This is a genomic window from Myroides albus, from assembly GCF_024722315.1.
GTDB lineage: Bacteria > Bacteroidota > Bacteroidia > Flavobacteriales > Flavobacteriaceae > Flavobacterium > Flavobacterium album_A.
The window spans coordinates 1,688,450-1,701,258 of the sequence record NZ_CP102754.1 but is presented as its reverse complement, the minus strand read 5'-3'; the positions used below and the strand labels follow the sequence as shown (position 1 = coordinate 1,701,258).

Below are 12,809 nucleotides of genomic sequence, written 5' to 3'. Positions count from 1 at the left end.
ACTTTAGTCCTTGTGGAGAATATCGGAGTCGAACCGATGACCTCCTGCGTGCAAGGCAGGCGCTCTAGCCAGCTGAGCTAATCCCCCGTTTCTAGTGTTTGGTTAACAGCTTACAGTTAACAGTAACTTTTGGGCGGTTAGTCTAAACCTCTAGTATTTCCTGTGTATTTTAGTAGTCCCGGGCAGACTCGAACTGCCGACCCCTACATTATCAGTGTAGTACTCTAACCAGCTGAGCTACGAGACTCTGTATAATACCTTTTTTTATTTTTTGAACAAGCAGCGAGAGTAAGTAGAATTAACACTTAACTAATTCTCTAGAAAGGAGGTGTTCCAGCCGCACCTTCCGGTACGGCTACCTTGTTACGACTTAGCCCCAGTCACTAGTTTTACCCTAGGCAGCTCCTTGCGGTCACCGACTTCAGGTACCCCCAGCTTCCATGGCTTGACGGGCGGTGTGTACAAGGCCCGGGAACGTATTCACCGGATCATGGCTGATATCCGATTACTAGCGATTCCAGCTTCATAGAGTCGAGTTGCAGACTCCAATCCGAACTGAGACAAGCTTTGGAGATTCGCATCCTGTTGCCAGGTAGCTGCTTTCTGTACTTGCCATTGTAGCACGTGTGTAGCCCAGGACGTAAGGGCCGTGATGATTTGACGTCATCCCCACCTTCCTCTCGGTTTGCACCGGCAGTCTTGCTAGAGTCCCCGCCTTAACGCGATGGTAACTAACAATAGGGGTTGCGCTCGTTATAGGACTTAACCTGACACCTCACGGCACGAGCTGACGACAACCATGCAGCACCTTGTAAATTGTCCGAAGAAAAGTCTGTTTCCAAACCTGTCAATCTACATTTAAGCCCTGGTAAGGTTCCTCGCGTATCATCGAATTAAACCACATGCTCCACCGCTTGTGCGGGCCCCCGTCAATTCCTTTGAGTTTCATTCTTGCGAACGTACTCCCCAGGTGGGATACTTATCACTTTCGCTTAGCCACTCAGTCCGAAAACCGAACAGCTAGTATCCATCGTTTACGGCGTGGACTACCAGGGTATCTAATCCTGTTCGCTACCCACGCTTTCGTTCATCAGCGTCAATAAGTACGTAGTAACCTGCCTTCGCAATTGGTATTCCATGTAATATCTAAGCATTTCACCGCTACACTACATATTCTAGTTACTTCCATACTATTCAAGTCAAACAGTATCAACGGCAGTTTCATAGTTAAGCTATGAGATTTCACCACTGACTTATCTGACCGCCTACGAACCCTTTAAACCCAATAATTCCGGATAACGCTCGGATCCTCCGTATTACCGCGGCTGCTGGCACGGAGTTAGCCGATCCTTATTCTTACGGTACCGTCAAATACCTACTCGTAGGCACATTTCTTCCCGTACAAAAGCAGTTTACAATCCATAGGACCGTCATCCTGCACGCGGCATGGCTGGTTCAGAGTTGCCTCCATTGACCAATATTCCTCACTGCTGCCTCCCGTAGGAGTCTGGTCCGTGTCTCAGTACCAGTGTGGGGGATCTCCCTCTCAGGACCCCTAGTCATCGTTGCCTTGGTATGCCGTTACCATACCAACTAGCTAATGACACGCATGCCCATCTTTTACCGATAAATCTTTATTATTCAAATGATGCCATCCAAATAAACCATGGAGCATTAATCCGAATTTCTTCGGGCTATTCCCCTGTAAAAGGTAGGTTGCATACGCGTTACTCACCCGTGCGCCGGTCTCTAAAAAGCAAGCTTCTTATACCCCTCGACTTGCATGTGTTAGGCCTGCCGCTAGCGTTCATCCTGAGCCAGGATCAAACTCTTCATCGTATATTTTTTATATTTTCGATTAGCGCGTTAATTCAAATCTTTCGACTTGCCTTACTCTCTTTTTGTATGCTGTTGTCCAATATGTCTTAGAACGTATTCTTCTTGTTTTTCTCACTTGTGTTTCAAAGCGAGTGCAAAAGTAGAAAACTTTATTTTACAAACCAAACTAATTCGGCTTTATTTTTTAAAGTTTTTTGTATCTTGCTTGTATTAATGTTTTTAGATAAAAAATCCTTGCTGGAAATCAGCAAGGATTTCAAAAGAAGGGCGACGACATACTCTCCCACTGGTTAGCAGTACCATCTGCGCTAGCGGGCTTAACTTCTCTGTTCGAAATGGGAAGAGGTGAGCCCCGCCGCAATAACCACCCTAAATCGGTTGTTACTTTAACGTAACTAATATTGTTAACTATATTGATATTTTAACTTAACTATCACTTAGAAAGTTGCCCTCCCCTTGTATGTAAACAAGGGGAGATTCACATAAGCTTACGGGCTATTAGTACTACTCGACTATGACATTACTGCCTTTACATCTATAGCCTATCAACGTGGTAATCTCCCACGGCCCTTTAAAGAAATCTCATCTTGTGGTGGGTTTCGCACTTATATGCTTTCAGCGCTTATCCCTGCCCAACGTAGCTACTCTGCGATGCCCCTGGCGAGACAACAGATGCACTAGAGGTTGGTCCAATTCGGTCCTCTCGTACTAGAATCAGATCCACTCAAATTTCTAACGCCCACAGTAGATAGAGACCGAACTGTCTCACGACGTTCTGAACCCAGCTCGCGTGCCACTTTAATGGGCGAACAGCCCAACCCTTGGGACCTTCTCCAGCCCCAGGATGTGACGAGCCGACATCGAGGTGCCAAACCCCCCCGTCGATATGAGCTCTTGGGGGAGATCAGCCTGTTATCCCCGGCGTACCTTTTATCCTTTGAGCGATGGCCCTTCCATGCGGAACCACCGGATCACTATGCTCTACTTTCGTACCTGGTCGACTTGTTAGTCTCTCAGTCAAGCTCCCTTATACCATTGCACTCTACGCACGGTTACCAAGCGTGCTGAGGGAACCTTTAGAAGCCTCCGTTACTCTTTTGGAGGCGACCACCCCAGTCAAACTACCCACCAAGCAATGTCCTCCACAATTGCGGAGTTAGATCTCAAATAAGCAAAGGGTGGTATTTCAACAATGACTCCACAACGCCTAGCGACGCCATTTCACAGTCTCCCACCTATCCTACACATCACTTATCCGAGAACAATACTAAGCTATAGTAAAGGTGCACAGGGTCTTTTCGTCCCACTGCGGGTAATCGGCATCTTCACCGATACTACAATTTCACCGAGCTCATGGCTGAGACAGTGTCCAGATCGTTACACCATTCGTGCAGGTCGGAACTTACCCGACAAGGAATTTCGCTACCTTAGGACCGTTATAGTTACGGCCGCCGTTTACTGGGGCTTCAATTCAATGCTTCTCAACAATTACTCATCGATAACATCTCCTCTTAACCTTCCAGCACCGGGCAGGTGTCAGGCCCTATACGTCATCTTACGATTTTGCAGAGCCCTGTGTTTTTGATAAACAGTCGCCTGGACCTCTTCACTGCGGCCAGCTTGCGCTGGCGACCTTTCTCCCGAAGTTACAGGTCTATTTTGCCTAGTTCCTTAGCCATGAATCTCTCGAGCGCCTTAGGATACTCTCCTCGACTACCTGTGTCGGTTTACGGTACGGGTACTTATAACCTATGTTTAGAAGCTTTTCTTGACAGCCCTTAGGCACACTATCTCTTTGTCCGTAGACGCTGAGTACTATCGCATTTCTCCAAGTCTGACGCATTTTACTATCAAACCTATAGGTACGTGCTTCAACGAACTATTCCGTCAGTTCGCGGTGCTTTCATCACTGTGTCACTCCATCACTGTTATAAGTAGTACGGGAATATTAACCCGTTGGCCATCGACGTCCCCCTTCGGGTGTGCCTTAGGTCCCGACTAACCCTAAGCTGATTAGCATAGCTCAGGAATCCTTAGTCTTACGGCGGGGGTGTTTCTCGCACCCCTTATCGTTACTTATGCCTACATTTTCTTTTCTATAAGCTCCAGCAATTCTCACAAATCACCTTCTCTGCCGATAGAATGCTCCCCTACCACTCACGTTATAAAACGTAAATCCATAGCTTCGGTAGTATACTTATGCCCGATTATTATCCATGCTCGATCGCTCGACTAGTGAGCTGTTACGCACTCTTTAAATGAATGGCTGCTTCCAAGCCAACATCCTAGCTGTCTGGGCAATCAAACCGCGTTTTTTCAACTTAGCATACATTTGGGGACCTTAGCTGATGGTCTGGGTTCTTTCCCTCTCGGACATGGACCTTAGCACCCATGCCCTCACTGATGATTATCATTAATTAGCATTCGGAGTTTGTCAGGAATTGGTAGGCGGTGAAGCCCCCGCATCCAATCAGTAGCTCTACCTCTAAGTAACTATGATCATCGCTGCACCTAAATGCATTTCGGGGAGTACGAGCTATTTCCGAGTTTGATTGGCCTTTCACCCCTACCCACAGGTCATCCGAAAACTTTTCAGCGTTAAACGGTTCGGTCCTCCATTTAGTGTTACCTAAACTTCAACCTGCCCATGGGTAGATCACACGGTTTCGCGTCTACCACTACTGACTAAAGCGCCCTATTCAGACTCGCTTTCGCTACGGATCCAGACCTGAAGTCCTTATCCTTGCCAGCAACGGTAACTCGTAGGCTCATTATGCAAAAGGCACGCCGTCACCCCACAAAGGGGCTCCGACCGCTTGTAGGCGTATGGTTTCAGGATCTTTTTCACTCCGTTATTCACGGTTCTTTTCACCTTTCCCTCACGGTACTGGTTCACTATCGGTCTCTCAGGAGTATTTAGCCTTAGCGGATGGTCCCGCCAGTTTCAATCAGGGTTTCACGTGCCCCGACCTACTCAGGATACCACTATTCTTATCTTTTCTTACTTATACGGGACTGTCACCCTCTTTGGTATACCTTTCCAGGTATTTCTAATTCAAGCCGCAAGAAATGTCGTGGTCCTACAACCCCAAAATTGCCGTAACAACTTTGGTTTGGGCTATTCCGCGTTCGCTCGCCACTACTTACGGAATCACTTTTGTTTTCTTCTCCTCCGCCTACTTAGATGTTTCAGTTCAGCGGGTTCGCCTCCTATACAGGATAATATGTCTTCAACATATTGGGTTGCCCCATTCGGATATCTACGGATCAATTCGTGTGTGCCAATCCCCGTAGCTTTTCGCAGCTTATCACGTCCTTCTTCGCCTCTGAGAGCCTAGGCATTCCCCATACGCCCTTATTTTGCTTATGTGCTTACAATTCTTTCGAATCGTACTTTCTATATATTTCTATATTTTTTGTTCTTTCTAACTGTTTTGTTAGTTAAGTTTTATCAATATGTCAATGAACGGTTGGACTTTAGTCCTTGTGGAGAATATCGGAGTCGAACCGATGACCTCCTGCGTGCAAGGCAGGCGCTCTAGCCAGCTGAGCTAATCCCCCGTTTCTAGTGTTTGGTTAACAGCTTACAGTTAACAGTAACTTTTGGGCGGTTAGTCTAAACCTCTAGTATTTCCTGTGTATTTTAGTAGTCCCGGGCAGACTCGAACTGCCGACCCCTACATTATCAGTGTAGTACTCTAACCAGCTGAGCTACGAGACTCTGTATAATACCTTTTTTTTATTTTTTGAACAAGCAGCGAGAGTAAGTAGAATTAACACTTAACTAATTCTCTAGAAAGGAGGTGTTCCAGCCGCACCTTCCGGTACGGCTACCTTGTTACGACTTAGCCCCAGTCACTAGTTTTACCCTAGGCAGCTCCTTGCGGTCACCGACTTCAGGTACCCCCAGCTTCCATGGCTTGACGGGCGGTGTGTACAAGGCCCGGGAACGTATTCACCGGATCATGGCTGATATCCGATTACTAGCGATTCCAGCTTCATAGAGTCGAGTTGCAGACTCCAATCCGAACTGAGACAAGCTTTGGAGATTCGCATCCTGTTGCCAGGTAGCTGCTTTCTGTACTTGCCATTGTAGCACGTGTGTAGCCCAGGACGTAAGGGCCGTGATGATTTGACGTCATCCCCACCTTCCTCTCGGTTTGCACCGGCAGTCTTGCTAGAGTCCCCGCCTTAACGCGATGGTAACTAACAATAGGGGTTGCGCTCGTTATAGGACTTAACCTGACACCTCACGGCACGAGCTGACGACAACCATGCAGCACCTTGTAAATTGTCCGAAGAAAAGTCTGTTTCCAAACCTGTCAATCTACATTTAAGCCCTGGTAAGGTTCCTCGCGTATCATCGAATTAAACCACATGCTCCACCGCTTGTGCGGGCCCCCGTCAATTCCTTTGAGTTTCATTCTTGCGAACGTACTCCCCAGGTGGGATACTTATCACTTTCGCTTAGCCACTCAGTCCGAAAACCGAACAGCTAGTATCCATCGTTTACGGCGTGGACTACCAGGGTATCTAATCCTGTTCGCTACCCACGCTTTCGTTCATCAGCGTCAATAAGTACGTAGTAACCTGCCTTCGCAATTGGTATTCCATGTAATATCTAAGCATTTCACCGCTACACTACATATTCTAGTTACTTCCATACTATTCAAGTCAAACAGTATCAACGGCAGTTTCATAGTTAAGCTATGAGATTTCACCACTGACTTATCTGACCGCCTACGAACCCTTTAAACCCAATAATTCCGGATAACGCTCGGATCCTCCGTATTACCGCGGCTGCTGGCACGGAGTTAGCCGATCCTTATTCTTACGGTACCGTCAAATACCTACTCGTAGGCACATTTCTTCCCGTACAAAAGCAGTTTACAATCCATAGGACCGTCATCCTGCACGCGGCATGGCTGGTTCAGAGTTGCCTCCATTGACCAATATTCCTCACTGCTGCCTCCCGTAGGAGTCTGGTCCGTGTCTCAGTACCAGTGTGGGGGATCTCCCTCTCAGGACCCCTAGTCATCGTTGCCTTGGTATGCCGTTACCATACCAACTAGCTAATGACACGCATGCCCATCTTTTACCGATAAATCTTTATTATTCAAATGATGCCATCCAAATAAACCATGGAGCATTAATCCGAATTTCTTCGGGCTATTCCCCTGTAAAAGGTAGGTTGCATACGCGTTACTCACCCGTGCGCCGGTCTCTAAAAAGCAAGCTTCTTATACCCCTCGACTTGCATGTGTTAGGCCTGCCGCTAGCGTTCATCCTGAGCCAGGATCAAACTCTTCATCGTATATTTTTTATATTTTCGATTAGCGCGTTAATTCAAATCTTTCGACTTGCCTTACTCTCTTTTTGTATGCTGTTGTCCAATATGTCTTAGAACGTATTCTTCTTGTTTTTCTCACTTGTGTTTCAAAGCGAGTGCAAAAGTAGAAAACTTTATTTTACAAACCAAACTAATTCGGCTTTATTTTTTAAAGTTTTTTGTATCTTGCTTGTATTAATGTTTTTAGATAAAAAATCCTTGCTGGAAATCAGCAAGGATTTCAAAAGAAGGGCGACGACATACTCTCCCACTGGTTAGCAGTACCATCTGCGCTAGCGGGCTTAACTTCTCTGTTCGAAATGGGAAGAGGTGAGCCCCGCCGCAATAACCACCCTAAATCGGTTGTTACTTTAACGTAACTAATATTGTTAACTATATTGATATTTTAACTTAACTATCACTTAGAAAGTTGCCCTCCCCTTGTATGTAAACAAGGGGAGATTCACATAAGCTTACGGGCTATTAGTACTACTCGACTATGACATTACTGCCTTTACATCTATAGCCTATCAACGTGGTAATCTCCCACGGCCCTTTAAAGAAATCTCATCTTGTGGTGGGTTTCGCACTTATATGCTTTCAGCGCTTATCCCTGCCCAACGTAGCTACTCTGCGATGCCCCTGGCGAGACAACAGATGCACTAGAGGTTGGTCCAATTCGGTCCTCTCGTACTAGAATCAGATCCACTCAAATTTCTAACGCCCACAGTAGATAGAGACCGAACTGTCTCACGACGTTCTGAACCCAGCTCGCGTGCCACTTTAATGGGCGAACAGCCCAACCCTTGGGACCTTCTCCAGCCCCAGGATGTGACGAGCCGACATCGAGGTGCCAAACCCCCCCGTCGATATGAGCTCTTGGGGGAGATCAGCCTGTTATCCCCGGCGTACCTTTTATCCTTTGAGCGATGGCCCTTCCATGCGGAACCACCGGATCACTATGCTCTACTTTCGTACCTGGTCGACTTGTTAGTCTCTCAGTCAAGCTCCCTTATACCATTGCACTCTACGCACGGTTACCAAGCGTGCTGAGGGAACCTTTAGAAGCCTCCGTTACTCTTTTGGAGGCGACCACCCCAGTCAAACTACCCACCAAGCAATGTCCTCCACAATTGCGGAGTTAGATCTCAAATAAGCAAAGGGTGGTATTTCAACAATGACTCCACAACGCCTAGCGACGCCATTTCACAGTCTCCCACCTATCCTACACATCACTTATCCGAGAACAATACTAAGCTATAGTAAAGGTGCACAGGGTCTTTTCGTCCCACTGCGGGTAATCGGCATCTTCACCGATACTACAATTTCACCGAGCTCATGGCTGAGACAGTGTCCAGATCGTTACACCATTCGTGCAGGTCGGAACTTACCCGACAAGGAATTTCGCTACCTTAGGACCGTTATAGTTACGGCCGCCGTTTACTGGGGCTTCAATTCAATGCTTCTCAACAATTACTCATCGATAACATCTCCTCTTAACCTTCCAGCACCGGGCAGGTGTCAGGCCCTATACGTCATCTTACGATTTTGCAGAGCCCTGTGTTTTTGATAAACAGTCGCCTGGACCTCTTCACTGCGGCCAGCTTGCGCTGGCGACCTTTCTCCCGAAGTTACAGGTCTATTTTGCCTAGTTCCTTAGCCATGAATCTCTCGAGCGCCTTAGGATACTCTCCTCGACTACCTGTGTCGGTTTACGGTACGGGTACTTATAACCTATGTTTAGAAGCTTTTCTTGACAGCCCTTAGGCACACTATCTCTTTGTCCGTAGACGCTGAGTACTATCGCATTTCTCCAAGTCTGACGCATTTTACTATCAAACCTATAGGTACGTGCTTCAACGAACTATTCCGTCAGTTCGCGGTGCTTTCATCACTGTGTCACTCCATCACTGTTATAAGTAGTACGGGAATATTAACCCGTTGGCCATCGACGTCCCCCTTCGGGTGTGCCTTAGGTCCCGACTAACCCTAAGCTGATTAGCATAGCTCAGGAATCCTTAGTCTTACGGCGGGGGTGTTTCTCGCACCCCTTATCGTTACTTATGCCTACATTTTCTTTTCTATAAGCTCCAGCAATTCTCACAAATCACCTTCTCTGCCGATAGAATGCTCCCCTACCACTCACGTTATAAAACGTAAATCCATAGCTTCGGTAGTATACTTATGCCCGATTATTATCCATGCTCGATCGCTCGACTAGTGAGCTGTTACGCACTCTTTAAATGAATGGCTGCTTCCAAGCCAACATCCTAGCTGTCTGGGCAATCAAACCGCGTTTTTTCAACTTAGCATACATTTGGGGACCTTAGCTGATGGTCTGGGTTCTTTCCCTCTCGGACATGGACCTTAGCACCCATGCCCTCACTGATGATTATCATTAATTAGCATTCGGAGTTTGTCAGGAATTGGTAGGCGGTGAAGCCCCCGCATCCAATCAGTAGCTCTACCTCTAAGTAACTATGATCATCGCTGCACCTAAATGCATTTCGGGGAGTACGAGCTATTTCCGAGTTTGATTGGCCTTTCACCCCTACCCACAGGTCATCCGAAAACTTTTCAGCGTTAAACGGTTCGGTCCTCCATTTAGTGTTACCTAAACTTCAACCTGCCCATGGGTAGATCACACGGTTTCGCGTCTACCACTACTGACTAAAGCGCCCTATTCAGACTCGCTTTCGCTACGGATCCAGACCTGAAGTCCTTATCCTTGCCAGCAACGGTAACTCGTAGGCTCATTATGCAAAAGGCACGCCGTCACCCCACAAAGGGGCTCCGACCGCTTGTAGGCGTATGGTTTCAGGATCTTTTTCACTCCGTTATTCACGGTTCTTTTCACCTTTCCCTCACGGTACTGGTTCACTATCGGTCTCTCAGGAGTATTTAGCCTTAGCGGATGGTCCCGCCAGTTTCAATCAGGGTTTCACGTGCCCCGACCTACTCAGGATACCACTATTCTTATCTTTTCTTACTTATACGGGACTGTCACCCTCTTTGGTATACCTTTCCAGGTATTTCTAATTCAAGCCGCAAGAAATGTCGTGGTCCTACAACCCCAAAATTGCCGTAACAACTTTGGTTTGGGCTATTCCGCGTTCGCTCGCCACTACTTACGGAATCACTTTTGTTTTCTTCTCCTCCGCCTACTTAGATGTTTCAGTTCAGCGGGTTCGCCTCCTATACAGGATAATATGTCTTCAACATATTGGGTTGCCCCATTCGGATATCTACGGATCAATTCGTGTGTGCCAATCCCCGTAGCTTTTCGCAGCTTATCACGTCCTTCTTCGCCTCTGAGAGCCTAGGCATTCCCCATACGCCCTTATTTTGCTTATGTGCTTACAATTCTTTCGAATCGTACTTTCTATATATTTCTATATTTTTTGTTCTTTCTAACTGTTTTGTTAGTTAAGTTTTATCAATATGTCAATGAACGGTTGGACTTTAGTCCTTGTGGAGAATATCGGAGTCGAACCGATGACCTCCTGCGTGCAAGGCAGGCGCTCTAGCCAGCTGAGCTAATCCCCCGTTTCTAGTGTTTGGTTAACAGCTTACAGTTAACAGTAACTTTTGGGCGGTTAGTCTAAACCTCTAGTATTTCCTGTGTATTTTAGTAGTCCCGGGCAGACTCGAACTGCCGACCCCTACATTATCAGTGTAGTACTCTAACCAGCTGAGCTACGAGACTCTGTATAATACCTTTTTTTTATTTTTTGAACAAGCAGCGAGAGTAAGTAGAATTAACACTTAACTAATTCTCTAGAAAGGAGGTGTTCCAGCCGCACCTTCCGGTACGGCTACCTTGTTACGACTTAGCCCCAGTCACTAGTTTTACCCTAGGCAGCTCCTTGCGGTCACCGACTTCAGGTACCCCCAGCTTCCATGGCTTGACGGGCGGTGTGTACAAGGCCCGGGAACGTATTCACCGGATCATGGCTGATATCCGATTACTAGCGATTCCAGCTTCATAGAGTCGAGTTGCAGACTCCAATCCGAACTGAGACAAGCTTTGGAGATTCGCATCCTGTTGCCAGGTAGCTGCTTTCTGTACTTGCCATTGTAGCACGTGTGTAGCCCAGGACGTAAGGGCCGTGATGATTTGACGTCATCCCCACCTTCCTCTCGGTTTGCACCGGCAGTCTTGCTAGAGTCCCCGCCTTAACGCGATGGTAACTAACAATAGGGGTTGCGCTCGTTATAGGACTTAACCTGACACCTCACGGCACGAGCTGACGACAACCATGCAGCACCTTGTAAATTGTCCGAAGAAAAGTCTGTTTCCAAACCTGTCAATCTACATTTAAGCCCTGGTAAGGTTCCTCGCGTATCATCGAATTAAACCACATGCTCCACCGCTTGTGCGGGCCCCCGTCAATTCCTTTGAGTTTCATTCTTGCGAACGTACTCCCCAGGTGGGATACTTATCACTTTCGCTTAGCCACTCAGTCCGAAAACCGAACAGCTAGTATCCATCGTTTACGGCGTGGACTACCAGGGTATCTAATCCTGTTCGCTACCCACGCTTTCGTTCATCAGCGTCAATAAGTACGTAGTAACCTGCCTTCGCAATTGGTATTCCATGTAATATCTAAGCATTTCACCGCTACACTACATATTCTAGTTACTTCCATACTATTCAAGTCAAACAGTATCAACGGCAGTTTCATAGTTAAGCTATGAGATTTCACCACTGACTTATCTGACCGCCTACGAACCCTTTAAACCCAATAATTCCGGATAACGCTCGGATCCTCCGTATTACCGCGGCTGCTGGCACGGAGTTAGCCGATCCTTATTCTTACGGTACCGTCAAATACCTACTCGTAGGCACATTTCTTCCCGTACAAAAGCAGTTTACAATCCATAGGACCGTCATCCTGCACGCGGCATGGCTGGTTCAGAGTTGCCTCCATTGACCAATATTCCTCACTGCTGCCTCCCGTAGGAGTCTGGTCCGTGTCTCAGTACCAGTGTGGGGGATCTCCCTCTCAGGACCCCTAGTCATCGTTGCCTTGGTATGCCGTTACCATACCAACTAGCTAATGACACGCATGCCCATCTTTTACCGATAAATCTTTATTATTCAAATGATGCCATCCAAATAAACCATGGAGCATTAATCCGAATTTCTTCGGGCTATTCCCCTGTAAAAGGTAGGTTGCATACGCGTTACTCACCCGTGCGCCGGTCTCTAAAAAGCAAGCTTCTTATACCCCTCGACTTGCATGTGTTAGGCCTGCCGCTAGCGTTCATCCTGAGCCAGGATCAAACTCTTCATCGTATATTTTTTATATTTTCGATTAGCGCGTTAATTCAAATCTTTCGACTTGCCTTACTCTCTTTTTGTATGCTGTTGTCCAATATGTCTTAGAACGTATTCTTCTTATTATTCTCACTTGTGTTTCAAAGCGAGTGCAAAAGTAAAACTATTTTTTAATCTCGCAAAACTTTTTTCGAAAAATTTCTTTTCCTTTTTTCTTGCGAGCCACAGTGTTTACTGAAGCGGACCGCAAAGATAATACCTTATCTTTTACTTATCCAAACTTTATTTTGTTAAAGTTTTCAAAGCTTTTCAAAGTTATTAATTCTTCTTTGCTGCTTTCTTTATATTTAGGAGCGTCTG

General features: G+C 46.7%; 6 tRNA genes and 7 rRNA genes. All 13 read right to left on the bottom strand.

Going from position 1 to position 12,809, the window contains the following annotated elements:
- Nucleotides 1-13: 13 nt before the first annotated feature.
- Nucleotides 14-87: transfer RNA gene (locus NWE55_RS07860), tRNA-Ala, on the bottom strand.
- Nucleotides 88-173: 86 nt separating this feature from the next.
- Nucleotides 174-247, bottom strand: a tRNA-Ile gene (locus NWE55_RS07855).
- Nucleotides 248-321: 74 nt separating this feature from the next.
- Nucleotides 322-1,839: ribosomal RNA gene (locus tag NWE55_RS07850) — 16S ribosomal RNA — on the bottom strand.
- A 262-nt stretch (nt 1,840-2,101) separates the two neighbouring features.
- Nucleotides 2,102-2,211, bottom strand: a 5S ribosomal RNA gene (gene rrf, locus NWE55_RS07845).
- Nucleotides 2,212-2,317: 106 nt separating this feature from the next.
- Nucleotides 2,318-5,209 (bottom strand): 23S ribosomal RNA (locus tag NWE55_RS07840).
- Nucleotides 5,210-5,326: 117 nt separating this feature from the next.
- Nucleotides 5,327-5,400, bottom strand: a tRNA-Ala gene (locus NWE55_RS07835).
- Between the two features lie 86 nt (nt 5,401-5,486).
- Nucleotides 5,487-5,560, bottom strand: a tRNA-Ile gene (locus NWE55_RS07830).
- 75 nt (nt 5,561-5,635) lie between these two features.
- Nucleotides 5,636-7,153 (bottom strand): 16S ribosomal RNA (locus NWE55_RS07825).
- A 262-nt stretch (nt 7,154-7,415) separates the two neighbouring features.
- Nucleotides 7,416-7,525, bottom strand: a 5S ribosomal RNA gene (gene rrf / locus NWE55_RS07820).
- A gap of 106 nt (nt 7,526-7,631) precedes the next feature.
- Nucleotides 7,632-10,523 (bottom strand): 23S ribosomal RNA (locus tag NWE55_RS07815).
- 117 nt (nt 10,524-10,640) lie between these two features.
- Nucleotides 10,641-10,714 (bottom strand) — tRNA-Ala (locus NWE55_RS07810).
- 86 nt (nt 10,715-10,800) lie between these two features.
- Nucleotides 10,801-10,874: transfer RNA gene (locus NWE55_RS07805), tRNA-Ile, on the bottom strand.
- A 75-nt stretch (nt 10,875-10,949) separates the two neighbouring features.
- Nucleotides 10,950-12,467, bottom strand: a 16S ribosomal RNA gene (locus NWE55_RS07800).
- The 16S, 23S and 5S rRNA genes sit together here with 6 tRNA genes alongside, the layout of an rRNA operon.
- Between the last annotated feature and the right edge of the window lie 342 nt (nt 12,468-12,809).